This window comes from Blastomonas sp. CCH9-A1 (genome assembly GCF_001557175.1).
Taxonomy (GTDB): Bacteria; Pseudomonadota; Alphaproteobacteria; order Sphingomonadales; family Sphingomonadaceae; genus Blastomonas; species Blastomonas delafieldii_A.
The window spans coordinates 100,353-126,173 of record NZ_LSHM01000070.1; the positions used below are offsets into that span (position 1 = coordinate 100,353).

At 64.0% G+C, this 25,821-nt stretch carries 33 protein-coding genes and 1 tRNA gene; 8 read left to right on the top strand and 26 right to left on the bottom strand.

The genetic code is table 11. From position 1 onward, the window contains the following. Positions 1–38 precede the first annotated feature (38 nt). Together AX725_RS18490 and acnA are read right to left on the bottom strand one after the other, a co-directional pair. Positions 39–704: a hypothetical protein gene (locus AX725_RS18490; protein WP_066114605.1), complete on the bottom strand. Its 666-nt coding sequence runs from the start codon at positions 702–704 to the stop codon at positions 39–41. Beyond that, entirely contained in the window at positions 701–3,373 is a 2,673-nt protein-coding gene (gene acnA, locus AX725_RS18495; protein WP_060977428.1) for an aconitate hydratase AcnA, read from the bottom strand. The genes AX725_RS18490 and acnA overlap by 4 nt, the downstream gene beginning before the upstream one ends. Before the next feature lie 258 nt (positions 3,374–3,631). On the opposite strand from acnA, the gene AX725_RS18500 reads away from it, so the two are divergent. Further along, positions 3,632–3,853 (top strand): DUF4160 domain-containing protein, encoded by a 222-nt coding sequence (locus tag AX725_RS18500; protein WP_208597823.1) that lies wholly within the window; start codon positions 3,632–3,634, stop codon positions 3,851–3,853. Position 3,854: 1 nt separating this feature from the next. Beyond that, entirely contained in the window at positions 3,855–4,265 is a 411-nt protein-coding gene (locus AX725_RS18505; protein WP_060977430.1) for a DUF2442 domain-containing protein, read from the top strand. 50 nt (positions 4,266–4,315) lie between these two features. Here the strand turns inward: AX725_RS18505 and AX725_RS18510 are convergent, their stop codons facing one another. Then, entirely contained in the window at positions 4,316–4,984 is a 669-nt protein-coding gene (locus AX725_RS18510) for an acyloxyacyl hydrolase (RefSeq protein WP_208597824.1), read from the bottom strand. An 86-nt stretch (positions 4,985–5,070) separates the two neighbouring features. Between AX725_RS18510 and AX725_RS18515 the strand changes: the two genes are divergently transcribed. Both AX725_RS18515 and AX725_RS18520 read left to right on the top strand, forming a co-directional pair. Continuing rightward, positions 5,071–5,694, top strand: coding sequence for a hypothetical protein (locus AX725_RS18515; RefSeq protein ID WP_208597825.1), 624 nt, complete (start codon positions 5,071–5,073; stop codon positions 5,692–5,694). After that, positions 5,694–5,933 (top strand): helix-turn-helix domain-containing protein, encoded by a 240-nt coding sequence (locus tag AX725_RS18520; protein WP_060977431.1) that lies wholly within the window; start codon positions 5,694–5,696, stop codon positions 5,931–5,933. The genes AX725_RS18515 and AX725_RS18520 overlap by 1 nt, the downstream gene beginning before the upstream one ends. Here AX725_RS18520 and tldD read toward each other — a convergent pair. From tldD to AX725_RS18585, 13 genes are all read right to left on the bottom strand, one after another. Then, positions 5,930–7,357, bottom strand: a complete 1,428-nt coding sequence (gene tldD / locus AX725_RS18525; protein ID WP_060977452.1) for a metalloprotease TldD — start codon at positions 7,355–7,357, stop codon at positions 5,930–5,932. The genes AX725_RS18520 and tldD overlap by 4 nt on opposite strands. 151 nt (positions 7,358–7,508) lie before the next feature. Continuing rightward, positions 7,509–7,883: a 50S ribosomal protein L7/L12 gene (rplL, locus tag AX725_RS18530; RefSeq protein ID WP_060977432.1), complete on the bottom strand. Its 375-nt coding sequence runs from the start codon at positions 7,881–7,883 to the stop codon at positions 7,509–7,511. 69 nt (positions 7,884–7,952) lie between these two features. Then, positions 7,953–8,468, bottom strand: a complete 516-nt coding sequence (gene rplJ / locus AX725_RS18535) for a 50S ribosomal protein L10 (protein WP_060977453.1) — start codon at positions 8,466–8,468, stop codon at positions 7,953–7,955. Positions 8,469–8,841: 373 nt separating this feature from the next. After that, positions 8,842–9,639: a transglutaminase-like domain-containing protein gene (locus tag AX725_RS18540; protein WP_060977433.1), complete on the bottom strand. Its 798-nt coding sequence runs from the start codon at positions 9,637–9,639 to the stop codon at positions 8,842–8,844. A 122-nt stretch (positions 9,640–9,761) separates the two neighbouring features. Continuing rightward, positions 9,762–10,460 carry a 50S ribosomal protein L1 gene (gene rplA, locus AX725_RS18545; protein WP_060977434.1) on the bottom strand — a complete coding sequence of 233 codons (699 nt, stop codon included), beginning with the start codon at positions 10,458–10,460 and terminating at the stop codon, positions 9,762–9,764. 4 nt (positions 10,461–10,464) lie between these two features. Beyond that, positions 10,465–10,896, bottom strand: a complete 432-nt coding sequence (gene rplK / locus AX725_RS18550; protein WP_060977435.1) for a 50S ribosomal protein L11 — start codon at positions 10,894–10,896, stop codon at positions 10,465–10,467. 327 nt (positions 10,897–11,223) lie between these two features. After that, a complete protein-coding gene (nusG, locus tag AX725_RS18555) occupies positions 11,224–11,760 on the bottom strand; it encodes a transcription termination/antitermination protein NusG (RefSeq protein ID WP_023839461.1) in 537 nt (178 codons plus the stop codon). A gap of 32 nt (positions 11,761–11,792) precedes the next feature. After that, positions 11,793–11,999 carry a preprotein translocase subunit SecE gene (secE, locus tag AX725_RS18560; RefSeq protein WP_060977436.1) on the bottom strand — a complete coding sequence of 69 codons (207 nt, stop codon included), beginning with the start codon at positions 11,997–11,999 and terminating at the stop codon, positions 11,793–11,795. 192 nt (positions 12,000–12,191) lie between these two features. Further along, positions 12,192–12,267, bottom strand: a tRNA-Trp gene (locus tag AX725_RS18565). 196 nt (positions 12,268–12,463) lie between these two features. Beyond that, positions 12,464–12,970 carry a 30S ribosomal protein S9 gene (gene rpsI, locus AX725_RS18570; RefSeq protein ID WP_066043943.1) on the bottom strand — a complete coding sequence of 169 codons (507 nt, stop codon included), beginning with the start codon at positions 12,968–12,970 and terminating at the stop codon, positions 12,464–12,466. After that, entirely contained in the window at positions 12,970–13,449 is a 480-nt protein-coding gene (gene rplM / locus AX725_RS18575) for a 50S ribosomal protein L13 (RefSeq protein WP_060977437.1), read from the bottom strand. The genes rpsI and rplM overlap by 1 nt, the downstream gene beginning before the upstream one ends. Positions 13,450–13,716: 267 nt before the next feature. Then, positions 13,717–14,067, bottom strand: a complete 351-nt coding sequence (gene cutA, locus AX725_RS18580; protein ID WP_060977438.1) for a divalent-cation tolerance protein CutA — start codon at positions 14,065–14,067, stop codon at positions 13,717–13,719. Continuing rightward, positions 14,064–15,131, bottom strand: a complete 1,068-nt coding sequence (locus AX725_RS18585; RefSeq protein ID WP_060977439.1) for a COX15/CtaA family protein — start codon at positions 15,129–15,131, stop codon at positions 14,064–14,066. The genes cutA and AX725_RS18585 overlap by 4 nt, the downstream gene beginning before the upstream one ends. Before the next feature lie 126 nt (positions 15,132–15,257). Here AX725_RS18585 and AX725_RS18590 point away from each other — a divergent pair, with 126 nt between their 5' ends. From AX725_RS18590 to AX725_RS18600, 3 genes are all read left to right on the top strand, one after another. Continuing rightward, positions 15,258–15,635, top strand: a complete 378-nt coding sequence (locus AX725_RS18590) for a MerC domain-containing protein (RefSeq protein WP_060977440.1) — start codon at positions 15,258–15,260, stop codon at positions 15,633–15,635. A 67-nt stretch (positions 15,636–15,702) separates the two neighbouring features. Then, a complete protein-coding gene (gene thiS, locus AX725_RS18595) occupies positions 15,703–16,713 on the top strand; it encodes a sulfur carrier protein ThiS (RefSeq protein ID WP_081097130.1) in 1,011 nt (336 codons plus the stop codon). A 384-nt stretch (positions 16,714–17,097) separates the two neighbouring features. After that, positions 17,098–17,487: a UrcA family protein gene (locus AX725_RS18600; protein WP_023839452.1), complete on the top strand. Its 390-nt coding sequence runs from the start codon at positions 17,098–17,100 to the stop codon at positions 17,485–17,487. Between the two features lie 194 nt (positions 17,488–17,681). Here the strand turns inward: AX725_RS18600 and AX725_RS18605 are convergent, their stop codons facing one another. The 10 genes from AX725_RS18605 to AX725_RS18650 form a co-directional block, all read right to left on the bottom strand. After that, positions 17,682–18,344: a cell wall hydrolase gene (locus AX725_RS18605; protein WP_060977958.1), complete on the bottom strand. Its 663-nt coding sequence runs from the start codon at positions 18,342–18,344 to the stop codon at positions 17,682–17,684. Positions 18,345–18,539: 195 nt separating this feature from the next. Then, the gene (locus AX725_RS18610) at positions 18,540–18,893 is read right to left on the bottom strand and encodes a DUF1491 family protein (RefSeq protein ID WP_060977957.1); all 354 of its coding nucleotides are present in this window, start codon (positions 18,891–18,893) and stop codon (positions 18,540–18,542) included. Continuing rightward, positions 18,890–19,402, bottom strand: coding sequence for a PaaI family thioesterase (locus AX725_RS18615; RefSeq protein WP_060977956.1), 513 nt, complete (start codon positions 19,400–19,402; stop codon positions 18,890–18,892). The genes AX725_RS18610 and AX725_RS18615 overlap by 4 nt, the downstream gene beginning before the upstream one ends. Then, positions 19,362–19,823, bottom strand: coding sequence for a PTS sugar transporter subunit IIA (locus tag AX725_RS18620; RefSeq protein ID WP_060977955.1), 462 nt, complete (start codon positions 19,821–19,823; stop codon positions 19,362–19,364). Before AX725_RS18620 ends, AX725_RS18615 begins: the two co-directional genes overlap by 41 nt. Before the next feature lie 199 nt (positions 19,824–20,022). Next, entirely contained in the window at positions 20,023–20,589 is a 567-nt protein-coding gene (hpf, locus tag AX725_RS18625) for a ribosome hibernation-promoting factor, HPF/YfiA family (protein ID WP_060977964.1), read from the bottom strand. A 140-nt stretch (positions 20,590–20,729) separates the two neighbouring features. Next, positions 20,730–21,431: a DNA polymerase III subunit epsilon gene (gene dnaQ / locus AX725_RS18630; RefSeq protein WP_060977954.1), complete on the bottom strand. Its 702-nt coding sequence runs from the start codon at positions 21,429–21,431 to the stop codon at positions 20,730–20,732. A gap of 25 nt (positions 21,432–21,456) precedes the next feature. Then, entirely contained in the window at positions 21,457–22,095 is a 639-nt protein-coding gene (coaE, locus tag AX725_RS18635; protein ID WP_081096998.1) for a dephospho-CoA kinase, read from the bottom strand. Next, complete coding sequence (gene aroE, locus AX725_RS18640) at positions 22,092–22,904, bottom strand: shikimate dehydrogenase (protein WP_060977952.1); 813 nt, start codon at positions 22,902–22,904, stop codon at positions 22,092–22,094. The genes coaE and aroE overlap by 4 nt, the downstream gene beginning before the upstream one ends. Before the next feature lie 100 nt (positions 22,905–23,004). Continuing rightward, entirely contained in the window at positions 23,005–23,598 is a 594-nt protein-coding gene (locus AX725_RS18645) for a Maf family protein (RefSeq protein ID WP_081097138.1), read from the bottom strand. A gap of 27 nt (positions 23,599–23,625) precedes the next feature. Beyond that, the gene (locus tag AX725_RS18650; protein ID WP_060977963.1) at positions 23,626–24,480 is read right to left on the bottom strand and encodes a pyruvate, water dikinase regulatory protein; all 855 of its coding nucleotides are present in this window, start codon (positions 24,478–24,480) and stop codon (positions 23,626–23,628) included. 283 nt (positions 24,481–24,763) lie between these two features. On the opposite strand from AX725_RS18650, the gene hemE reads away from it, so the two are divergent. After that, positions 24,764–25,816: a uroporphyrinogen decarboxylase gene (hemE, locus tag AX725_RS18655; protein ID WP_208597889.1), complete on the top strand. Its 1,053-nt coding sequence runs from the start codon at positions 24,764–24,766 to the stop codon at positions 25,814–25,816. Positions 25,817–25,821 lie beyond the last annotated feature (5 nt).

Sequence of the window (25,821 nt, forward strand, 5' to 3'; positions counted from 1 at the left end):
GCGGCTCCTCTGCTGGCGGGCAGAGCGAGCCGCGCCGGTCACTTCATCGCCTCGCAGGCTTCGAGCACCTTCATCGGGTTGCCGAGCGGGCTGACATCGCGCAGCGCCAGCGAGAACTGGCGGATCATCCCCGCCTCATCCGCAATGCCGGCGGCCTTGGCGCGCTCTTCGGTCAGTTGCGCCGCGAGCCTGTCTGCCAGCGCACCGACGCGCTTGCCGAACGGGCTTTCGCCCGAATCCTCGAGCTCGCTTTCGGCCATGCCGGCGAGATAGCTGGTCAGCGCAAAGCACTGCATCTCGCGCGTGAACGGGTCTGAGGGCAGGGTGACGACGCGCTTCGAGCTGATCAGCGGATAGCGGCTGGCGCATTGCGGCAGCAGCGTCTGCGCATCGGCGGCGAGCGTATCGAGATTGGGCGGGGGCAGGCTCGCCGTCGCCTCGAGCTTCTCGGCGAACGTCTCGGGCGCGCCTTCCGTCTGCTGGCGGGTCAGGTCGAACAGGAACCAGCTTGCCTCGGCCACAGCCTCGGTCTTGCCGCCGCCGGTCACCACCGCCGCATAGAAACAGGTGAGACCGGCCTCTTGCGGATCGGTAGCCAGCCTCGCCTGACGGGCGGGCGCCTGGGCGCCCGCCATCGGGGCCGCGCCAAGGGCCATCGCCGCGCTGGCGAGCGCAACCATGGCCCTGGACACGAACCGGATCATGCCGCGAGCTTGCGCAGCACGTAGTGGAGGATGCCGCCGTTCATGAAATACTCGATCTCGTTGGCGGTATCGATGCGGCACAAAGCCTCGAAGCTGAAGGTCGAGCCATCGGCGCGGGTCACTTCGACCGTCACCTGCTGGCGCGGCTTGAGATCGGCAATGCCCCGGATCGTGAACGTATCGTCACCGGTCAGGCCCAGCGACTGGCGGGTATCGCCGTTCTGGAACTGCAGCGGCAGCACGCCCATGCCGACGAGGTTCGAACGGTGGATACGCTCGAAACTCTCGACGATCACCGCCTTGACGCCCAAGAGGTTGGTGCCCTTGGCCGCCCAGTCGCGCGACGATCCGGTGCCATATTCCTTGCCCGCGATCACGACCAGCGGCGTGCCATCGGCCTTGTGGCGCATCGCGGCGTCATAGATCGGCATCACTTCCTGGCCATAGCGGCTCATGCCGCCTTCGATCCCCGGGACCATCTCGTTCTTGATGCGGATATTGGCGAAGGTGCCGCGCATCATCACCTCGTGATGGCCGCGACGCGCGCCATAGCTGTTGAAATCGGCCTTGGCGACCTGATGCTCCATCAGCCACTTGCCCGCAGGCGAATCCGCCTTGATCGATCCGGCGGGCGAGATGTGGTCGGTGGTGATCGAATCGCCCAGGATCGCGAGCGGCTTGGCCTCGATGATGTCGCCCACCGGCGCGGGCGTCATGCTCATGCCCTCGAAATAGGGGGGGTTGGCGACATAGGTTGAACCGGCGCGCCAGCTATAGGTTTCCGATCCTTCGACATTGATCGCCTGCCAGTGCTCGTCACCCTTGTAGACATTGGCATAGCGCGCCTGGAACATCGAGCGGTCCATGCACGATGCCATGGTGTCGGCGACTTCGAGATTGGTCGGCCAGATGTCCTTGAGGAACACATTCTGGCCGTCCTTGCCGGTGCCGATCGGGGTGGTGGTGAAATCCTCGATCACCGTGCCCTTGAGCGCATAGGCGACGACCAGCGGCGGGCTGGCCAGGAAGTTCGCGCGCACGTCGGGCGAGACGCGGCCCTCGAAATTGCGGTTGCCCGAGATGACGGCAGCGGCGACCAGGCCATTGTCGTTGATCGCCTTGCTGATCGGCTCGGCGAGCGGACCCGAATTGCCGATACAGGTGGTGCAGCCATAGCCGACCAGGTTGAAGCCGACATTGTCGAGATGCTGCTGCAGCCCGGCCTTGACGAGATAGTCGGTGACCACCTGCGATCCCGGTGCGAGCGAGGTCTTGACCCAGGGCTTGGGCTTGAGGCCCAGCTCATCGGCCTTCTTGGCGACGAGACCCGCCGCGACGAGCACGCCGGGGTTCGAGGTGTTGGTGCAGCTGGTGATCGCGGCGATCATCACGTCGCCATCGCCGATGTCGAAATCCTTGCCTTCGACCGGAACGCGCTGGTTCGCCTTCTTGTAGGTTTCCGCCATGTCCTTGGCGAAGACATCGTCGACTTGCGTGAGGTCGACGCGGTCCTGCGGACGCTTGGGGCCGGCGAGCGAGGGGACGACGGTCGACATGTCGAGCTCGAGCGTGCTGGTGAACACCGGGTCCACCGCATCGGGTTCGATCCAGAAGCCCTGCGCCTTGGCATAGGCCTCGACCAGCGCCAGCAGCTCCTCGTCGCGGCCGGTCAGGCGCATGTAATCGATGGTCTTGTCGTCGATGCCGAAGAAACCGCAGGTCGCGCCATATTCCGGCGCCATATTGGCCAGCGTCGCACGATCGGCGAGGCTCAGCGAGGCGAGGCCCGGGCCGTAATATTCGACGAAACGGCCGACCACGCCATGCTTGCGCAGCATGTTCGTGCAGGTGAGCACGAGGTCGGTGGCGGTGACGCCTTCGCGCAGCTGTCCGGTCAGCTTGAAGCCGACGACTTCGGGGATCAGCATCGAGACCGGCTGGCCGAGCATCGCGGCTTCCGCCTCGATCCCGCCCACGCCCCAGCCGAGCACGCCCAGGCCGTTGATCATCGTGGTGTGGCTGTCGGTTCCGACACAGGTATCGGGATAGGCGACGATCGCGCCGCTCTCATCGGTGCTGGTCCACACCGCCTGCGCGATATTTTCCAGGTTCACCTGGTGGCAGATGCCGGTGCCGGGAGGGACCGCCTTGAAATTGTCGAGGCTCTTCGATCCCCATTTCAGGAAATCGTAGCGCTCGCCATTGCGGTAATATTCGATTTCCACATTCTGCTCGAACGCCTTGGGATGACCGAATTCGTCGACCATCACCGAGTGGTCGATGACGAGGTGCACGGGGACCAGCGGGTTGATCTTGCTGGTATCGCCGCCGAGCTTGGCGATGGCATCGCGCATCGCGGCGAGGTCGACGACGCAGGGCACGCCGGTGAAATCCTGCAGCAGCACGCGCGCGGGGCGATACTGGATTTCCGCGTCGGACGAGGGGTTCTTCTGCCAGTCGACGATTGCCTGCGCGTCGGCGGTCGAGACGGTGAAGCCGCCGTCCTCGAAGCGCAGCATGTTCTCGAGCAGCACCTTCATGCTGAACGGCAGGCGCGAGATATCGCCCAGCTTTTCCGCCGCCTTGGCCAGCGAATAATAGGCGATGGTGCGTCCGCCCACTTCCATCGTCGCCCGGGTGCCGAGCGTGTCCTGTCCAACAGCGGTCATGTGGAGTCCCTTCCAGTTATATGTCCCACGGCACCGGAGCGGTGCCCGATCTCAGGCGGTTCGTCACCGACAGGCCGGATGGGGACGCGCGCGACCATTTTTTTGTGCGCGGAACCGGCGGGCCGATGCATCAACCGATAAGTCGGCCAAGCCCTTAGCGCAAGGTTCTGCGGCGGGGAAGGGGGTTGGCTATATTGAAAAACCCAGCTTGTTGGGTTATCCATATCGTCCATGGTCGTCGTCCATCGAGAAGCCGGAATGCGTTTCGTGATCTATGTCGACGACCACGATCCGCCGCATGTCCATGTGATCGGTCAGGACGGCGAGATGAAGGTCTTTCTGTTCGGCCCAGAAGGGCGTCCGGTGATGGACTATAGCATCGCCATGAAGACCAATGACCGCAGGCGCGCGATGGACATCATCGAACGCCACAGCGCCGACTTTCATCAGCGCTGGCAAGAGATACACGGGAGTGAATGACGTGACCGCCGATACCCACTGGTCCGATGCGCAAGCCCCCGCCGCCAGGCAGCGCGGCAAGGCAAAACTGGACGCCGAACCGCGCGCAGTCGCGGCGCGCTATGACGCCGAAACGGACCGCATCATCGTCGATCTGACGAGCGGCGCGACCTTTGCCTTCCCGCCCGCGCTGGTCGAATTCCTGCAGGACGCCACGCCCGAGCAGCTTGCCGAAGTCGAGGTGCAGGGCGCGGGCTTCGGGCTGCACTGGGAGACGCTGGACGTCGACTATACTGTGCCCGGCCTGATGAACGGCGTGTTCGGCACCGCGCGATGGATGGCGGCGCGGGCAGGGCAGGCGACGTCAAGCGCGAAGGCGCGGGCGTCGCGCGAAAATGGGAGGAAGGGCGGGAGGCCGAGAAAGGCTGGATGACAGCTTGTCACTGCTGCCGCCGACCCATCCGGGCTCTCCGCTGACGCCATCTAGAAGCTATGCACTAGGCGCAGTCCGACATGGTCGATCCCGGGATTCTGGTCGGAAAACAGCTGGGCATGGCTCTGATGTTCCCAGGCCAGTTCCGCCGCCCATTTGCGGCTCAGACGGATGCCAATCGAGGCATTGGGGTTGAACAGCACGCGCGATCCGAACGCCGTGCGCGTCTGGTAGATGGCAAAGCGCCGCCGCGCCTCGGCAAGCGGCAGGCCGGGTACGAACGGATTGGGGGTGAAGCGATAGCCGTCGTGCACGCTCACCCCGATGCCGACCTGGCCGTAAACACGCCCACCGAGGATGTGCTGCCGCCATTCCGCGCCGACGCTAGCAAAGCTGGTGCGCTTGTCGAGGCTGATCTGCAGCTTGGCGGTGAGACGCGGCTTGAGCGCGAATTTCAAAGGAGCGGTACGATAGAGCACCTGCACGTCGGCGGTGCCGTCTTCCTCCATCCCGTCATAGACCTGGCCCAGCGGTAGTGGCGGCAGATCGAAACTGAGCGCACTGCCAAGCGGGTGAAAGTTCGCACCGTGCCGAAACATGCCGACCGCCAGTTCGGGACCCACCTGTTCGAGCTCGCTGCCATCGCGGGCCTTGGCGGGGGCGGCATGGCAGGCAAGCGTCAGCGCCGCGAAAAGCGCGGTCCATTGCATCCGCATCATGGAAAACCTCAAGACAAAACGGCTGTCGTTGCGCCGCGTCTTTCATGTATAATGGCAAAAAATTGCTGTCAAACAGAAAGAATATCATGTCCGACAGATATTGGCTGACGCCAGACCAGGCGCGCCGGTTTCGGCTGATCGGGGCGCTGTTCCTGGTCGCAGCGCTTGTGATGCTTCCCGTGATCGTCTTTGCCGGATTGACCCCCGGAGCGTCGCCCTATTGCGGTGGCGAGGGGTGCCTGTGGGTGTCCAAACCCGCCAGCCTGCTCAGCCAGGAAATCCGCCTGCAGGTCGAGGCCACAGCCGAAACACGCGCCGTCTTCGCGGCCTATGTCGATCGATCCGAAGTGCGGCTGGGTCTCGCCGCCATCGAGGCGGTCGTCAGCGTGCCTTATGCGCTGCTGCTTGCGTGCGTGGGGCTGGCCCTGCGCCGCCTCGGCGGGCCGACAGACGCCGCGCTGGTCGAGGCGCTGCGATGGCTCAAACGCGCATCGGGGGCAGCGGTGGTCTGGGCCCTGGCCAGCCCGGTGCACGAAACGCTGCTCGAATCCTTCCTGTCGCCCGGTACGCCGACAGGGCCCGTGTTCCAGATCGTGGTCAACCTTGCCTATCTCGCGACACCATTGCTGCTGGCGCTCGCGGCCTATTCGGTCACCTGGGCGATCGAGACCGCGCTGCGCAAGCAGCACGAGCTCGACGGGTTCGTCTGATGCCGATCGTCGTCAACCTGAATGTCATGCTCGCGCAGCGCAAGGTGCGCTCCAAGCAGCTCGCCGAAGCGATCGGGATCACCGAATCCAACCTGTCGCTGCTCAAGTCGGGCAAGGTCAAAGGCCTGCGCTTTTCGACGCTCGCCGCGATCTGCTGCTATCTCGAATGCGAGCCGGGCGACATTATCGGCTATAGCTATTCCCCCGACGATCTCGACGGGGGTGGCGAAGCGGATTAGCCCCCCGTCCCACCCACCGTCAGCCCGCTGACCAGCAAGCTGGGCTGGCCCACGCCTGCGGGCACGCCCTGCCCCCCCTTGCCGCAGACGCCGACGCCTTCATCGAGGGCGAAGTCGTTGCCGATGCCGGTGACCTTGGTGAGCACCGTCGGGCCGTCGCCGATCAGCGTCGCGCCCTTGATCGGGGCACCCAGCTTTCCGTTTTCGACGCGGTACGCCTCGGTGCAGGTGAAGACGAACTTGCCCGAGACGATGTCGACCTGGCCGCCGCCGAAGCTTCTGGCATAGATGCCGTTTTTCACTCGGCTCAGCAGCTCGGCGGGGTCGTCGTTGCCGGCGCGCATGAAGGTGTTGGTCATGCGCGGCATCGGGGCATGGGCATAGGACTGGCGGCGGCCGTTGCCGGTCGGGGCGACACCCATCAGCCGGGCGTTCAGCCGGTCCTGCATATAGCCGCGCAATATGCCGTTCTCGATCAGCACATTTTCCTGCGTGGGCGTGCCTTCATCGTCGATGGAGAGCGAGCCGCGCCGGTCCTGGATCGAGCCATCGTCGACCACGGTGACGCCATCGGCGGCGACGCGCTGGCCGATGCGGCCCGAAAAGGCGCTGGTGCCCTTGCGGTTGAAATCACCCTCCAGCCCGTGCCCGATCGCCTCGTGCAGGATGATGCCGGGCCAGCCGGGGCCGAGCAGCACCGTCATCTCGCCCGCGGGCGCGGCGACGCTTTCCAGATTGGTCAGCGCCTGGGCGAGCGCCTCGTCGATCGCGCGGTTCCAGACCGCGTCCTCGAACATGCTGTCGTACAGATAGCGTCCGCCCATGCCGAAGCTGCCGACCTCGCGCCGGTCGCCGCTCTGCGCCACGATCGAGACGTTGAGCCGCACCAGGGGCCGCACATCGGTGGCGATAAAGCCATCGGCGCGCACCACCTCGACCACCGACCAGCTGCCGACCAGGCTCGCGGTGACCTGCGCGACGCGCGGATCGCGGGCGCGCGCGGCGGCATCGATCTTCTCGAGCAGCGCGATCTTCGCCTCGAAGGGGATCGATTCGAGCGGATTGCCATCGGTGTACAGATGCCGGTTGTTCTTGCGCGGCGGCGGCGCGGCCTCGCCCCTGGCGGGATCGAGCAGCTTGAGCGTCTCGGCGGCGCGGCGGATTCCGGAGGCGCTGACATCATTGGCATGGGCAAAGCCGGTCATCTCGCCCGAAACACCGCGCAGGCCGAAGCCAGAATCGGTCGAATAATCGGCGGTCTTCAGCCGCCCGTCGTCGAAGACGAAGCTCTCGCTCGCCGAATATTGCAGATAGAGCTCGCCATCGTCGCAGGCTTTCAGCGCATCGCGGGTGATCGCCTGCGCGGTATCGGGGTCGAGCGCATCGGCGCGGTAGAGGAACGAGCGGGGGTCTGTCTGGGTCATCGCAGACATATGCGCGTTCGAGGGGCGTTAGGGAAGGGGTGGGCGGCTTCACGTGAAACAACCCGCTGCCTGAAAACGAAAAAGGGCGACCTGCGCGAAAGCAGGCCGCCCTTTTCTTCATCCCCAGGCCCGAAGGCTTGGGCGCAGAAGATTACTTGAGCTCGACGGTGCCGCCGGCTGCTTCGATCTTCGCCTTGATGTCTTCGGCTTCAGCCTTGCTGACGCCTTCCTTGATCGCCTTGGGAGCGCTTTCGACCAGGGTCTTGGCTTCGGTCAGACCCAGGTTGGTGATCGCGCGGACTTCCTTGATGACCTGGATCTTCTTGCCGCCGTCGCCGGTCAGGATGACGTCGAATTCGGTCTGCTCTTCAGCAGCCGGAGCAGCGCCGCCAGCGGCGGGTGCAGCAACAGCCACAGCAGCAGCGGCCGAAACGCCCCATGCTTCTTCCAGAGCCTTCGAGAGTTCAGCGGCTTCCAGAACGGTCAGCTTCGAGAGTTCTTCGACCAGGTTTGCGATATCTGCCATTTTAAGTCTCCAATTCTAAACATGTTGCTTGCCGCAGCCGTTCGGGCGTGCGGCAGGGGGTACCAAAACTTATGCGTCTTCCTTGGCCGCATAGGCGCCGAACACGCGGGCGAGCTGCCCGGCGGGAGCCTGAATGACCTGAACCACCTTAGTGGCCGGGGCATTGACGAGACCAATGATCTTGGCGCGCAGTTCGTCGAGCGAGGGCATCGAGGCGAGCGCCTTCACACCTTCGGCATCGAGGACCACATCGCCCATCGCGCCGCCAACGATCTCGAGCTTGTCGTTATCCTTGGCGAAGTTGACCGCGACCTTGGCCGCTGCCACCGGATCACCCGAGGTCGCAAGCGCGACGGGGCCGGTGAACAGGTCGGCGATCGAGGCATAAGGCGTGCCCTGAGCGGCAAGCTTGGCCAGCCGGTTCTTGGTCACTTTGTAGCTGGCGCCTTCCGCGCGCATCTTCGTGCGAAGCTCGGTCGACTTGGCAACGGTCAGACCCAGATTACGGGTCACCACCACCACACCGGCTTCACCGAAGGTTGCGTTCAGCGAGGCAACAGCGGCTTCTTTTTCAGCACGATCCATGCCGTTCTCCTTCCACATGAGCGCATCGGTTTGATGGATGACACGAGACCATCCACCGGTGCGCCCGGTTGCTTGTGCAGCACGAAAAGGGGCCGTTGCCGGTCCTGGCCGCACTGCTACGTCTGTCCGTGGGGGGTGTTTGCCGAGCCGAAGCCCCTGCTGCGCCTGTGCGTCAGAGGGACGAAAATGGCAGCGTCTGTGGTGCGACGAGCGCACGACAGCGAAAAACATGTCCCCGTCTAGGCTGGGAATTAAGCAGGGCAGATCCCCCGCACCAACTGTCTCGGACGGCGATCGGATACGCCCTTGCGAGCGATCCGGTCGGCGCGGGCATTAGCAGCTACGGCCGTAGAGTCAAGCTCGCGCGTGCCCGTTACGCCGCGCGTTTCACGCTGACCTGCTGCTCGACCAGCTCGACGGTGCCGAAGGCGGTGAGAAACGCCACGTCGAGCGCGTCGCGACCGACGCCGATCTTCACCATGTCGGCGGCGGTCGCCATGCCGGTGGGGTCGACCAGATGCCAGGCGCCGCCCTCGCCGTCCGGATTGGCGAGGAAGACCTCGGCCACCGCATGGAAATCCTGCGGGGTCACATCGGGCGCATAGACGCTGGCGAAGCGCGCGGGGATCGAACAGGCGCGCGCAAGCACGATCATGACATGCGCATAGTCGCGGCACACCCCGTGCCGGGTGACGAAGCTGTCGAGCGCGGTGGTGGTCGCGTCCGAGCTGCCCGATTGATAGGTGAAATGCTCGGCGATCCAGTCCCGCATCGCCGCGATCCGCGCGCCGCCCGACAGGGTGCCGAACTCGGTATCAACGAAGCTGTGGAACTTGGTCGCCGGGCAATAATGCGAATCGAACAGATATTGCACCGTCTCGCCGGGCAGCTGGTGCAGTGGCATCTGCGGCAGCGTGGCGACATCGGCGAGATCGCGCAGCACCGTCATCCGCGCGCGGTAATCGATGCTGAGCCGCCCGCTGGTGCGCAGCCAGATGCGGTCGCCGATCCCGTCAAGCGCCGCCACCCGGACGAAATGGTCGCAATGCGAAGCCTGGATATGCGCCGATTCGATCCGCTGTTCGGGGATGGCGGCGGCCTCGACCTGGAGCAGGATGTCGGTAGGCCCCTCCATGTCATAGGTCAGCGTGACGTGCAGATCGAGGGTCATGGGGCGCGGCTCCGGCCAGAGAGGGAAGGCGATGGGGTGGATTGGCTGTCGAAGCCAGACACCAAAAAGGGGCCGAAGGTTCCCCTCCGGCCCCTGAATGGCTTAGCAGCAGATTGTGACGATCAGCCTGCGTGCACTTCCGACACGTCGACCTTCAGGCCGGGGCCCATCGACGAGCTGACCGAGATCTTGCGCAGATACTTGCCCTTGGAGCCCGAGGGCTTCGCCTTGACGATCGCATCGACGAACGCGTCGAAATTGGCGCGCAGCGCTTCGTCCGAGAAGCTGGCCTTGCCGATGCCCGAATGGATGATGCCGGCCTTTTCGACGCGGAATTCCACCTGGCCGCCCTTGGCCGCCTTGACGGCTTCGGCGACGTTCGGGGTGACGGTGCCCAGCTTCGGGTTCGGCATCAGGCCCTTGGGACCCAGCAGCTTGCCGAGACGACCGACCACGCCCATCATGTCGGGGGTGGCGATGATGCGATCATAGTCGATCTTGCCGTTCTGGATTTCTTCCATCAGGTCTTCGGCACCCGCACGCTCGGCACCGGCGGCCAGAGCCGCTTCGGCCTTGTCGCCACGCGCGAACACGGCGACGCGGACGTCCTTGCCGGTGCCCGAGGGCAGCGACACGACACCGCGGACCATCTGGTCGGCATGACGCGGGTCGACGCCCAGGTTCAGCGCGACTTCGATGGTCTCGTCGAACTTGGCGCTCGCCAGTTCCTTGATGGTCTTGATGGCTTCATCGACACCATACAGCTTTTCAGCGTCGAGCTTGGCGGCGAGAGCCTTTGCCTTCTTGGTCACCTTTGCCATGATCTCAGCCCTCCACCACTTCAAGGCCCATCGACGTTGCCGAGCCTTCGATAATCTTCGTTGCTGCCTCGATGTCGTTGGCATTGAGGTCGGCCATCTTCACCTGCGCGATTTCCGCAAGCTGCGAACGCTTGATGGTGCCCGCGCTTTCCTTGCCCGGAAGCTTCGAACCGCTCTTGAGGTTCGCCGCCTTCTTGATCAGGTAGCTCGCCGGCGGCGTCTTGGTCACGAAGGTGAAGCTGCGGTCGCCGTACACGGTGATGACGGTCGGCAGCGGGGTGCCCTTTTCCATGTCCTGCGTGGCAGCGTTGAACTGCTTGCAGAATTCCATGATGTTGACGCCGCGCTGACCCAGAGCAGGGCCGATCGGCGGCGAGGGGTTGGCGGCACCAGCGGCCACCTGCAGCTTGATATAGCCTTCAATCTTCTTTGCCATGATGGCACTCCTTCATTCTGTCAGGCGAAAGGCAGGTGCCCGTCGCCCTCAAATTAAGCGGTCAAGCGACTGGTTTAAGGCCAGTCTCCCGCACGATGTATCCTCTCTCCTTCAGGGGAGAGGATACGGAGCGTTACCGGCTTGCCGGTTACGCGGAGTTGGAGAGGGGATGCGTCAAGATCGAACGCCGGAGACCCTCTCCCACTGCGACTAGGCAGCAAGCTGCCAAGTCTCGTCGCCCTCTCCCCTAAAGGGGTGAGGACAAAATTCCTTGTGGGTCGCATCGCGAACCGGAAAACCGGTTCCCACTTTTCCTGCGATGCTCCCTTACTTCGCCAGTTCCACATGCTCGAAATCGAGATCGACCGGCGTGGCGCGGCCGAAGATCGAGACCGAGACCTTGACGCGGGCCTTGTCGAAATCGAGTTCCTCGACAATGCCGTTGAAGCTGGCGAACGGACCTTCGAGCACCTTGACCGAATCGCCGATTTCGTAATCGACATCGATACGGGCGCGCGGCGCGTTGGCGGCTTCTTCCTTGGTGTTCAGGATGCGCGCAGCCTCGGCATCGCTGATCGCCTGGGGCTTGCCATTGGGGCCGAGAAAACCGGTGACCTTGGGCGTGTTCTTGACGACGTGATAGACATCGTCGGTCATCTTGAGCTTGGCCAGCACATAGCCGGGGAAGAACTTGCGCTCGGTCTGCACCTTCTTGCCGCGGCGCACCTCGGTCACGGTTTCGGTCGGAACCTCGACCTGCTCGACCAGCGCCGACAGGCCCATGCGCTCGGCATCGGCGAGAATCGCGTCGCGGACCTTGTTCTCGAAGCCCGAATAAGCGTGAATGATGTACCAGCGCGACATTCAGTTCTCTTTCAAAAGACGTTTTGGCGCTCTTACGCGAGCGTGAGCAGCCACTTGACGATGGCACCGAAGATCGAATCGACGGTCAGGAAGAAGATCGCCAGGATGGTCATCAGGATGAACACCATGATCGAGGTGGTCACCGTTTCCTGGCGGCTCGGCCAGACGACCTTCGAGGCTTCAGTGCGCACCTGTCGCACGAACTCGCCGGGGCTGGTCTTCTTTCCTTCGCTGGCCATGGCCTTCACTTTCCTTGTTCCGATGGGCGGGCATATTCGCATTGGCAGACACATCGCCGCCAGCCTTGCCCGGCTGAAACGCGATATATGCACCCTGTCGGAGAAAGACAGCCCCATAGCCGCGCAAATCCGCAGAAGCAAGGGGATTCAATGGAAGGGGATGCCCCGCTTGGGGGAGACACTGATCGCCGCTGGCAGGAGTGGAGGGACTCGAACCCCCGGCATTCGGTTTTGGAGACCGACGCTCTACCAGCTGAGCTACACTCCTTCGCGGGCAGGCGACGCCCTTAGCGGGTGCAACCGCGCTGTGCAAGCGCTGCTGCACCGATCGGGCGGCCTGAAATGAAAATCGGGGCGATCGCTGGCCCGATGGAGACGCCCGAAGGCCCAATCCAAGGGGGGCGATCACCCCGTTTTTCATTCCGGCATCGCACGGAGTCCGAAGACCCCGGCGACGAGACGCATCAGCGCTTCGAGAACTGGAAGCTCTTGCGCGCCTTGGCCTTGCCGTACTTCTTGCGCTCGACGGTGCGGCTGTCGCGGGTCAGGAAGCCTGCCTGCTTAACCGTGCTGCGCAGAGCGGGTTCGTACTTGGTCAGCGCCTGGCTGATGCCGTGCTTGACCGCGCCGGCCTGGCCCGAGAGACCGCCGCCCTTGACGGTGCAGATCACGTCATACTGATCCTTGCGGTCGGTGATGTCGAACACCTGGTTGATCACCAGACGCAGAGTCGGGCGTGCGAAATACACGGCCTGGTCGCGCTTGTTGACGATGATCTTGCCAGTGCCGGGCTTCAGCCACACGCGGGCCACGGCGTCCTTGCGGCGACCGGTGGCATAGGCGCGGCCCTGCTTGTCGAGCTCCTGCTCGCGCAGCGGGGCGTTCGAAACCTTGGCGACGGGCGCGTCGGTGGTTTCGATGTCGGCAGCGATGTCCTTGATGTCGGACAGGGATTGCACGGTATCAGACATTATGCACCCACCTTGTTCTTGCGGTTGAGCGAGGCCACGTCGAGCACTTCGGGCTGCTGGCCGGCATGCGGATGTTCGGTTCCGGTGAAGAGGTGCAGGTTGCGCATCTGCTGGCGACCCAGCGGACCACGGGGAACCATGCGCTCCACCGCCTTTTCAAGCACGCGCTCGGGGAAGCGGCCGTCCAGCACCTTGGCGGCGGTCACTTCCTTGATGCCACCGATATAACCGGTGTGCTTGTAATAGACCTTGTCGCTGCGCTTGTTGCCGGTCAGCTGCACCTTGCCTGCGTTGATGACGATGACATGGTCACCGCAATCGACATGCGGGGTGTAGCTCGGCTTGTGCTTGCCGCGCAGGATGTTGGCGATGATCACCGCGACGCGGCCGACCACCAGTCCATCGGCATCGATAATATGCCATTTCTTTTCCACCTCAGCCGGCTTGATCGACTTGGTGGTCTTGAGCAAAGCCTTCATGGCCTTCAACCTTCCAAAACGTCCTCCGCTGCGGTTCCGGATCGGGTGGATCGGGAAGTGCGATCGGCTGACAGATTTCCGTGACACGACAGGCCGCTGGTCAGCAGGCCTGAACGAAGCGCGGCTAATGACGATCAGGTCCCGATTCGTCAAGCATTTTGGGGCTTTTGGCGTAGGGTATCATGATACCATCGGGTTTCCGGCCCTAGAGGAGGCTGGGAAAAGCCTCGATTCGCACCATCCGCAGGAACTGTCGCCCGGCGCGGCTCAGTCGATCGCCAGAGTCTGGCCGAGCACCCAGGCGCGAAAGCTGGGCGGGCAATATTCCACCGGCAGCACCAGCACTGCCGGCTCGTCATAGCTGTGCAGATGCACAATTCGGGCGACCAGCGCCTTGGACTGGGGCAGGGCGGTCTTGAACAGCACCGGCACCTCGGCCTGTTCGGTCAGCTCACCGTTCCAGTGATAGATCGACTGGACCGTCCCCAGCACATTGGCGCAGGCGGCGAGCTGTTCGCGCACCACGGTGCGTGCGATCGTCTGTGCCTCTTCCTTGTCGGCAAAGGGGCAATAGACCAGCCGGATCTCGCTGGTGTCGGTAAGCGAATCGCCGATCATGCCGGGTGCGTCGCACCCTGACGGCCCAGGCTGTGCGCACCCCAGGCGACGGTGCCGACCAGAATCGCGCCCACGGCCTGGTGCAGCACGGCGAGGTGCAGATCGACGCTGCTCATCACCGTGGCGATGCCGAGCAGCACCTGCACGCCGAACGCGCTGTGGATCGCGACCGAGGCAGGCCGGTCGGCCTTGCGCACCGCACGCGCCATCACGACCAGTGCGGCGACCGCGACAAAGGCCCACCAGCGATGCAGGAAATGCAGCAGGAACGGGTCGTGCGTCAGCGTGTGCACCACGCCATGCGACCAGTCGATATCTTGCGGAACGAAGCTGCCATTCATCAGCGGCCAGCTCTTGGCGGCATAGCCCGCGTTGAGCCCCGCGACCCAGGCGCCGAGCAGCAGCTGCACGAAGAGGATGAGGATCGTCGCCAGCGCCAGCCCGGTCATGCGCGCCGGCCGCGCTGCGGGATCGCGCGCGAGCACCTGCAGGTCGCGCGCGGTCCAGATCAGCCCTGCCATGATGAACAGCGCGTTGAGCAGGTGCACCGCGAGCCGGAAATGGCTGACATCGGTACGCTCGGTCAGGCCCGACGCGACCATCCACCATCCGATCGCACCCTGCAGCCCGCCCAGCGCGAACAGCGCGAACAGCCGCCAGCCATAGCCCTGCGGAATCGCGCGGCGGATGGCGAACCAGGCGAAGGGCAGGGCGAAGGCGACTCCGACGAGCCGCCCGAGCAGCCGGTGGACATATTCCCAGAAATAGATGGTCTTGAACTCGGCCAGCGACATGCCGGCATTGACCTCGATATATTCGGGGATGCGCTTGTATTTCTCGAACTCCGCCACCCAGGCGGCTTCGGACAGCGGCGGCAGGGTACCGGTGACCACATTCCATTCGGTGATCGACAGGCCCGATTCGGTCAACCGTGTAATCCCGCCCACGACCACCATGCAGAAGACCAGCAGCGCGACGCCGTAGAGCCAGATGGCGATGGCATTGGGCGTGCTGCGGTCGGGCGACAGCGGCGTGGCGATCCGGGGGTGCGACAGGCTGGTCATGATGCACGCATTTCGGACGGCGATGCCCTGCTTGCAAGGGGTTTTTCGGCACCGCTCATCGCGTCCTGGCGAGATTGTTGCTAAAGCCCGATTGCGCAATGATATCATATCACCTATGTGCGAGGCATGTTGTCTCGTATCACCCGGTCCGGCCAGCTCGATTCGGCCGCGATTGCGCTGTCTGCGCTATGCATGGTGCATTGCGCGGCGGGCCTGTGGCTGGTGGCGGGATTCGCCTCGATGGGCGGCATCTTCCTTTCTCCCTGGGTGCATGAGATCGGCTTCGTGCTTGCGGCGATCATGGCCGCACTCGCGCTGGGCCATGGCGTCCGATTGCACGGTGCCTGGACACCGCTCGCCATCGGCTCGATGGGCATTGCCGCGATGCTCGCCGCGATGACCGTGCCGCATGGCGGTTCCTGGGAATATGCGCTGACGCTGACCGGCGTCGCGCTGCTCAGCATCGCGCATCTGCTGAACTATCGCGCCGCGCGCCAGCACTGAACGCAATCCCGATTGCCAATATTGGGGCTTGCCCTTGCCCCTCGATCCGCGCCAAGAGTCGCGCCCTATGACCAGCACCTCCACCGAAACCGCCCAGATCAGCATTCATATCAATGGCGAGCCGCGCCGCGTTGCCGCGGGCCAGAGCATTGCTGCGCTCGTCGGCTCGCTCGGGCTCGACGCCGCCAAGGTGGCGGTCGAGCGCAATCTGGAGATCGTGCCGCGTTCGACGCTCGGCGATGTCACCGTGCACGATGGCGACCGGCTGGAGATCGTGCATTTCGTCGGCGGCGGCGATCATGCTCCGGCGGATGACAGCTGGACCGTCGCGGGTCACACGTTTCGCTCGCGGCTGATCGTCGGCACCGGCAAGTACAAGGATTTCGCGCAGAACGCCGCAGCGGTCGCCGCTTCGGGGGCAGAGATCGTCACCGTCGCGGTGCGCCGGGTCAACGTGTCGGACCCCAATGCGCCGATGCTCACCGACTTTATCGACCCGAAGAAGATCACCTATCTTCCCAACACCGCCGGCTGTTTCACCGGCGAGGAGGCAATCCGCACGCTGCGCCTGGCGCGCGAGGCAGGCGGCTGGGACCTGGTCAAGCTCGAGGTGCTGGGCGAGGCGAAGACGCTCTATCCCGACATGCACGAAACGCTGCGCGCGACCGAGATTCTCGCCAGGGAAGGTTTCAAGCCGATGGTCTATTGCGTCGACGATCCCATCGGCGCGAAACGCCTGGAAGACGCCGGTGCCGTGGCGATCATGCCGCTGGGCGCGCCGATCGGATCGGGGCTGGGCATCCAGAACCGCGTCACCATCCGGCTGATCGTCGAGAACGCCAAGGTGCCGGTGCTGGTCGATGCCGGGGTCGGCACGGCTTCTGATGCGGCGATCGCAATGGAGCTGGGCTGTGACGGCGTGCTGATGAACACTGCGATCGCCGAGGCGAAGGACCCGATCCGCATGGCGCGCGCGATGAAGCTGGCAGTCGAGGCCGGCCGCGAGGCCTATCTCGCCGGTCGCATGGGCACGCGCAAATATGCCGATCCCTCCAGCCCGCTCGCGGGACTGATCTGACAGGGTTCCACGTGGAACCCCGCGCGGCGCTTCTGGCGGAAGCGCTCGCGACATTCCCTATCGGCTGACGGCCCCAGCTTTCCGTAGCGGAAGCATGACCGTTTCTTGCCGATTCGGTGACGCTTTCTTTGCATATGTTACATTGGTCGATGCGGCTGTGTCGTTCGTCGACAGCTGTAGTCGTTGAGCGACATCTGCTGCGTCCTTGTCGAGCGCGGCGCGCGCATCGGCGCGCCTTGCCCTATCCAGATGATGTCGCCGATGCTCCATAGCTCCCCAGGCAGGACATCGGCGGCAAACGACAACAAGGCCGGTCCTGAAGGGACCCTTGCCGACAGGACCGGCCCCACCGTTCAGTTTGCCCCCAAGAAAGGACCCCACCCCATGTTCGCCCGTGCTCTCGCCCCCGTCGCCACCCGTGCCCTGGCCGCCGCTGCCGCCTCGGCCATCATCTTTTCCGCTTCCGTCCAGGCCAATCCCGTCAAGACCAGCGAGGCCGCTGGCGGCCGCGTCGTCCGCAGCGTCGAGGTTCCGTTCGTCGATCTCGATCTCACCACGCCGGCGGGCGCTGCAACGCTGCAGGCCCGGCTGAAAACCGCCTCGCGCCAGGTCTGCGGTACGCCCGAAACGCCCACCCTGCGCGAGCGCATCGATTACCGCAACTGCGTGAGCGAAACGATCGCCAGCGGCCAGCGCGCGATGGTGACGCTGATCGCCCGCGCCGAAGCCGGCGAGCGTTTCAAGCCCGGCGAGCGCATTGCCGTCGGCAGCTGACGCGCCAAGCCTTTACCACACCCTTGGTAGAAACCCGACTGGACCGGTAGCCCCCAAGCTGCCGGTCCTTTCTTCATGCGCTTTCCCTACGCGCAAAAAGGTCGAGGCGGACGCTAGAGGAGCGCCCGCCTCAGTCCTTTGCGACCCAAAGGACTAGCTCTCAAGCTGTCGTGGCTGGCCCTGAGGCCAGGCGATCAGCGATAGAAGACGTGATTGTCGACCGCGGCGAGGCGCTGCATGCGCCAGCCCGGCGAGACATGACGCGCGTGGAAGAACAGCGCGCCTTCGACCGGGCTGTCCCAGCTGTCTTTCATCGCGATCTGCGCGATGGCGACGGCTTCCTTCCAGTCCTGGCTGGCGGTGGGAATGGCGGGCATGCGGCCGCCGCGAACGAACGAGAACTGGCTGGGCTGATAGACCACGCCGCACAGGCTGCTGGCGAAGCGGCCCGAATCGCGGCGCGCGATCACCACCTTGGCGACGGCGAGCTGGCCGTTAAGGGTCTCGCCCTTGGATTCGAAATAGACGGCACCGGCGAGACAACGGGTTTCCTCGTCGATTTCGGCGGGCATGTCGGACATCGACACGAGCTGCGCCAGGCTTTCGGCCTTGAGCGGCGGCTTGGCGGTCTGGGTGTCGATCTGCTGGGGAGCGGTTTCGGCCGAGGCAGCACCGGCTACGACAGCGGCTTCATCAGCGCTGGAGGCGGTGGTTTCGCTCGTCTGGGCGGGAACCGGCTGGATCATGTCGGCAATCAGCGGCGATGCAAGGGCGGCTGACGCGTCGGTGAGAGAGAAGGTGACAATCGAATAGACTGTCATGGCGGCCATGCTGGCGACCTTGAGGATCTTACTCATTACAAACTTTGACTGTGCGGTGGATCACCACGGCCGGAACTGGGATCGGGCAGAAAAGCCCGGCCGGTTCCGGAAGGGAAACCCCCCGTCTGCGTGCTAGCCCTGTTCTTCTCTGGCCTTGAAAAGCCGGGGAACCATATGAGCCGCCTGCGCGTTGATCGGTGCAGCGGCCCCTCTAGCAGCGGCGATAATGAGTCAACTCGTCTGACCCATTATCGCGTTGAACTGTGCGCGGCTGGCGACATCCAGTTCAATAATCCACAAGTCGGCATCGCGAAGACGGCGTCGCTCGGCATATTCGGCCATGCTGCCCTTGCGCGCCAGCGAGCCGGAATCCTCGCTCCACACCTCCTGCCACTCCGCCTGGTCGTCGAACCTGCGGAACAGTTCGAACAGCGCATTGTCCTGTCCGCGAACCGTCCGCGCGATAAGGATCGCGCCCGATACCGGGTCCCCTTTGGCGATGATGGTGGCAAAGCCGCCTGCTGCGGCGGTGAGACGCTTGAGCGCCTCGATGCGGACGTGAGTCGCCAGCCGAGGCTCGATCACAGGCTGTCCGCGATCGGCGGCTTGTAGCCTTCCAGCCCCGACAGCGCGATGTGCGAGCGCATGAACGTGCCCGTGCCGCGCGCGATCTCCTCGCCATGGCTATCCACCAGCCGGGATTCGCCCACCCAGACGCGTCGGCGCCCGCTTACCCAATGGCCCTCGGCATAGACCGGCCCCGCGCGCACCGGCGCGGTGAAATGCAGGTTGAACGCCGTGGTGAGCAGGAATCGGTCGGTGACCAGCGCATTGCACGCATAAAAGGCGGCATCGTCGAGCATCTTGAAATAGAGCGTGCCATGCGCCGCACCGGCCGCATGGAAATGTTCAGGGGTCACCTCGAAATCGATCCGTGCCTTGCCCGCTGCCGTGATCGTCAGCCGCGACGGGAACAGCCGATTGATCGCAGCGGCGGCATAAAGGCGTTCGAGCGCGCGGAAATGCGCCTCTTCGCCAGGCCCTGTCGCCCGGTCAGGCAGCGTCACGATCCAGCTCGGCGGTGACCAGCGCATAGATCGCGTCCGGGTCATCCGCGCCCTTGATCTTGGCGAGCGTCTTTTCGTCACGCGTCAGCCGCGAGATATGCGCAAGTGCCTGAAGGTGCATCGCACCCGTGGCCACCGGCGAGAGCAGCGCGATCACCAGATCGACCGGAAGATTGTCGATCGAGCCGAACTCGATCGGCTTGCCCAGCCGCAGCACCACCGCCACCGAATGGTCCAGCCCATCCATCTTGCCATGCGGAATGGCAACGCGGCGCCCGAAGCCGGTCGAACCGAGTTGCTCGCGCTCGAGCAGGCAGCCGAGCACCTTGTCCGGATCCAGCCCGTAGCAATGACCGAACTGTTCGGCGGCCAGCTCGAGCGCCTGGTGCTTGTCCGCGACGCGTGCCGAGATCAGCACCGCCTGCTTATGGAGTTCGAACCATGCCATGACAGTCAAAATTCTCGATTCTGTCGCGCCGCCCCCGATCGTTGCCGAGGCGGCGCGCACGAATGTTCAAAGGATCACCGTCGGCCCTGCCGGGAGGGGGTTGCCTCATCCCGCCGACGCATTGCTGCCGCGCCCATGCACCATATCGCCCGAAAAACCAAGCCATGCGATGCACGGGCGCACAACGCGCCGAAAATATTCAGACGCGCGGTTCGACCCAGCCGATCGAACCATCGGGGCGGCGATAGACCATGTTGTGCCGCCCGGTGCCGGTATTCTTGAAGAACAGCGCATTGGTGTTGCGCAGGTCGAGCATCATCACGGCGTCGGATACGGTGGCGGTGGGCACGTCGACGCGGGTTTCGGCGATCACGACCGGAGCATCGCCCACGACCTCCTCTTCCTCGTTGCCGCTGTCGAACACGACATAGGCGGCTTCTTCCTCGCGCGCGGCATGCTGGAACTGTTCATGGCGGCCCTTGAGGCGGCCCATATAGCGGCGCAGCTGCTTCTCGATCTTGTCCGCCGCGCCGTCGAAGCAGACATGCGCATCCTGCGCCAGGCCATGGCCCTTGAGGATCAGGCCCTGCATCACATGCGTGACGATATCGCACTGGAACTGTTCGTGAGGCCCTCGGCTGAAGGTGACCTGGCTGGATATCGCCTTGGAAAAATACTTTTCGACAATCGCATTGAGTCGGTCCGCGACGTGCACCTTGAGCGCTTCGCCAGTGTCGACCTGATGACCAGAAATACGAATGTCCATGATATTCTCCATTTTTTGGGGCCAGCCGCAGGATCACTGCCGCGACGGGCCGGATCGATATATCCTTGGCGTCCAACGCTAAGGATCGGGTGACGATTCGGGTAAAGACCTCCTTTCCGGAATGATTTTCAGTACAAAGGTTAGCGTGTCGACAGCCAGAGCGGCTGCTTGATCTTGCCCAGGAACTCGGCATGCGCGGCCAGCTCTTCCTCGCTGGCGGCAAACGGGCGCGGCAGGCGGTGCGGACGCTGGACACTGGGAATGAGGCGAGGCCGTGCACCGGGGACGACGGCGGTTTCCGCGCTGTCGTCGGCGAGACCGAGCCCGATCTGGCGACCCCCGGTCAGCTCGATATAGACCTGCGCCAGCAGCTCGGCATCGAGCAGCGCGCCGTGCAGCACGCGGTGGCTGCGATCGACGCCGAAGCGCTTGCACAATGCATCCAGGCTGGCGGGCGATCCGGGAAACTTGGCGCGTGCCATCGCGACGGTGTCGATCACACGGCTCATCGCAATGGCGGGCTTGCCGACCATGGCCAGTTCCGCATTCAGGAAGCGCATGTCGAACCCGGCATTGTGCGCGACCAGGGTCGCATCGCCGAGAAACTCGAGCAGATCCTCGACGCCTGCGCCAAACAGCGGCTTGTCGGCGAGAAACGCATCGCCCAGGCCATGCACCTTCTCGGCTTCGGGCGGCATCGGGATTTCGGGATTGAAATAGGCGTGGAAGGTGCGGCCCGTCAGGCTGCGACCGACCATCTCGATACACCCGATTTCCACCATCCTGTGTCCTTCATCAGGGGACAGGCCGGTGGTTTCGGTATCGAAAATGATCTCTCTCATTTCCGATACTATTGGACCGATTTGCTCATCGTGCAAGGGCCGAACGTAAATTCTGAAGCAGCCTGCGCACCGCCTGTCGCGTCGCCAATTTGGTGCCGCCGGTGGGGATCACCCAATCGGCATGCGCGCGCTTGTGGTGATCAGCCATCTGCAGGTGACGGATATGGCGCAGGCGTGCCGCGGTCATGCCCGGGCGGGCGAGCACGCGCTTGCGCTGCTGCCACAGCGCCGCGGAGACGACCACGATGCCATCGACATTCTGGGTACCGCCTTTCTCGAACAGCAGCGGGATATCGAACACGATGATCCGGCGCGACCGGTGGGCGCGGACGAAGGCGGCGCGCGAGCGCGCCACCGCCGGATGCACGATATGCTCGAGCCTTTTCAGCGCCACCGGATTGCCGAACACCGCCGCACCCAGCTTCGCACGGTCGACACCTTGCGGCCCTGTCGTGCCGGGAAACGCGGCCTCGATCGCGGGCAGCAGCGCTCCGCCCGGTCCCTGCAGCACATGTACCTCGGCATCGGCATCGAACACCGGCACGCCCTCGGCGCGCAGCATCTTCGCCACCGCCGATTTGCCCATGCCGATCGATCCGGTCAGCCCCAGCACCAGTGGCCGATGACGATGGTGCGGCGGCAGGCGCTTGATCGGTGCCATCATGCCAGCAGCAATGCCCGGAGCTCATCGTCGCGGTTCCGCGGGGGAGCGGCACCGAAGAAGATTTCGAAGGCGAGCGCTGCCTGGCCGATCAGCATCTCGAGCCCGTCGACCGTCTCGAGCCCGCGCGCCCGCGCCGCCTTCAGCAGCCCGGTTTCGAGCGGATTGTAGACAATGTCATAGACCAGCGCGCTCTCGGGCAGCGGCAAAAGGTCGAGCACCAGCGGGTCGAAACCCTTCATGCCCAAGGGGCTCGTGTTGACCAGCAGATCGACCTCGCCCAGCGGATCGTCCATGCCGCGCACCTGGCCCTTGAGCGCGAAGCTCGCAAGCAGCCCCATGGCTTTCAGGGGATTGCGCGCATGGATTGTCACGCTGGCGACCTCCATTCGGGCGAGCGCGAACAGCACCGCCCGCGCCGCCCCGCCCGCGCCGATCAGCGCGACATCTGCACCGGTAAAATCGCTCTGCCCGAGCGGTGCGTAGAAACCGCCGGCATCGGTGTTGGTGCCGAACAGCGCGCCCTGTTCATCGCGCGCGATCGTGTTCATCGCCCCGATGCTGCTGCGCACATCGCCCGGATCGGCGACATGCTCCATCACCGCAATCTTGTGCGGAATGGTGACATTGCACCCGCGCCAGAGCGGATCGGCACGGCGCTGGGCGATATAATCGGCCAGCGCGTCGGGCGTGACATGGCAGGCGCGATACTCGGCTTCCATCCCCAGCGTTTTGAGCCAGAAATTGTGGATCAGCGGCGATTTGCTGTGCGCGATCGGGTCGCCGATCAACTCGGCATAGGGTTGGGACATGGGAAACCCTTGGGTCTGCGTCCCTCGACTTCGCTCGGGACAAACGGAGGGGGTAAGGCGGACTCTGCTGAAACCCTTGCCGATTTTCCAAGCGGATGAATCAGCTCGGCATCAGTTCGCGTTCGCGCAGGAAGCCGAGCAGCGGCAGCAGCGGCATGCCCTGGACGGTGAACACATCGCCCTCGATATGGCTGAAAAGCTGGGCTCCCGCACCCTCTATCTCGTAGCAACCCACCGTATATCCAATGGTTTCCCAGTGCTTTTCCACATAGTCACGGACAAAGGCAGGGCCCAGCGGACGCACGTGCATCACCGCCTTGCCGACATGCCGCCAGATCGGCCGACCGCCCTCGACGATGACGGCGGCGCTCCACAATTTGTGCGGCTTGCCCGACAGCGATTCGAGCTGGCGGATCGCATCGTCGGGGGTCTGCGGTTTGCTCAGCATCTCGCCTTCGCTGGTTTCCAGGATCTGGTCGGAGCCGAGCACCATCGCCTCGGGCCGCCGGGTGCCGACGCGCATCGCTTTGGCTTCTGCCAGGGCATCGGCGATATCGCGAGGGGAGGTGCCCTCGGCATGGAGCGAGGCACGGATCGAGGATTCATCGATATGCGCCGCCACGACCGAGAAAGGCACATCGGCAGCATCGAGCATGGCCCGGCGTGCGGTGCTCTGCGATGCGAGTATCAGCATTTCCATCGTCCTTATGCCCGAAGCAAACTAGGCTTTATCCATCGGCTCGGTCGCCTGCCGCCTGTTTTCGCGCGCGGCTTCGCGCTCGTTGAACAGGTTGATGATCGCCGCCGCCGATTCCTCGATCGATCGACGCGTCACGTCGATCACCGGCCAACCATTATCCGCAAACATCCGCCTGGCAAAGGCCAGCTCGGCCTTCACCTTCTCGTCATTGACATAATCGGTTTCGGGGGCCTGGTTCAAGGACAACAGCCGGTTGCGGCGCACCGCGATCAGCCGTTCGGGATTGGTCGTCAGCCCCACCACCAGCGGATGCCTGAGCGTGAACAGCGCGGAAGGCGGCGGCGATTCGATCACGATCGGGATGTTCGCGGTCTTGTAGCCGCGATTGGCGAGATAGATCGAGGTCGGCGTCTTGGACGAGCGCGAGACGCCGGCGAGCACGATGTCCGCCGCCTCCCAATTCTCCCAGTTCTGCCCGTCATCATGCGCGATCGTGAACTGGATCGCTTCCACGCGTGCGAAATAGGCGGCATCGAGCACATGCTGTCGGCCCGGCCGCGCCTTGGCCGCCTGGCCGAGCAGATTGGACAAGGCATCACTCACCGCATCGAGCGCGGGCACCATCGGCAGCCCGAGCACGCGGCAGCGCCGCTCGAGCTTGGCGCGGATATCGGGATTGACCAAGGTGAACAGCACCAGCCCCGGATTGGCCGCGACCTCGTCCAATATCCGGTCGAGATGCGTTTCGGAACGCACCATTGGCCAGAAATGCTTGATGATCTCCACCGCGTCAAACTGCGCCAGCGCCGCCTTGGCGATGTTCTCCAGGGTCTCTCCCGTGGAATCTGACAAGAGGTGCAGGTGAAAGCGGCTCATGCCCATGGTCTGTGGGCAGCGCGGGGATAAATCAAGGCATGATATTGTGGGCAAAACCGGGGATGGTTTTGCTCCCCCCTGACCCGAGATTCCTCACAGGGCTTGTCCACAAGTGAAAGCTTTACCCACAGGCTGTTGATAGCGGGCAAAAATTTGCCGACTCGTCAGGCTGCTGCGATTTGGCGACTGTCAATCTGTCGATACATAGGGCAAGAAAGCGTCATGCCGGTTTTCCAGCGGCTTTCTTCAACAGAATCCCTATATAAAGGATATAAGAATTAAGATGGGTGGGGACACAATGCAGACGACGGCGCGCAAGGCGCCCTTGCTCGATTGCCTGAACGGACATGTGGCCAAGGTGCCGCCGATGTGGATGATGCGCCAGGCCGGGCGCTATCTTCCCGAATATCGCGCGCTGCGGGCGGAAAAGGGCGGCTTTCTCGAGCTGGTCTATGACAGTCCGGCGGCCGCCGAGATCACGCTGCAGCCGCTGCGCCGGTTCGCGCTCGATGCCGCGATCCTGTTTTCCGATATCCTGATCGTCCCCTATGCGATGGGCCAGGATCTGAAATTCCTGGTGGGCGAGGGGCCGCATCTGTCGCCCCGGTTGCTCGATCATGCGCTGGAGAGCCTTGTCGCGGTCCCTGAGCGGCTCGAGGCGATCTACGAGACCGTGCGGCTGGTCAGGGCCGAGCTTGCGCCTGAAAAGACGTTTCTGGGCTTTGCAGGGTCGGCCTGGACCGTTGCGACCTATATGGTCAACGGCGAGGGCAGCAAGGACCAGCACGCAACACGCGAATATGCCTATCGCGATCCCGCCGGTTTTCAGGCGCTCATCGACGGAATCGTCGATCTCACCATCGAATATCTGATCGGCCAGATCGATGCCGGCGTCGATGCCGTCCAGATTTTCGACAGCTGGTCGGGTTCGCTCGCCCCGGCGCAGTTCGAACGCTGGGTGATCGCGCCCAATGCGCGCATTGCCGCAGCCATCCACGAAGCACGCCCCGGCGTGCCGGTGATCGGTTTCCCCAAGGGTGCAGGCGAGAAGCTTGCCGCCTATGCCCGCGAAACCGGCGTCGATGCGCTGGGGCTCGACGAGACGATCGATCCGGTCTGGGCTGCCGCCAATATTCCGGCGCATCTGCCCGTCCAAGGCAATCTCGACCCGCTGGCGCTGCTGGCGGGCGGCGAGCAGATGGAAAATGCGGTCCGGCATATCCTGCGCACGTTCGAGGGACGGCCGCATATTTTCAACCTGGGGCACGGCATATTGCAGCAGACCCCCATTGAACACGTGCATGCACTGCTTACACTGGTGAAGCAGGGCGTATGACCGCC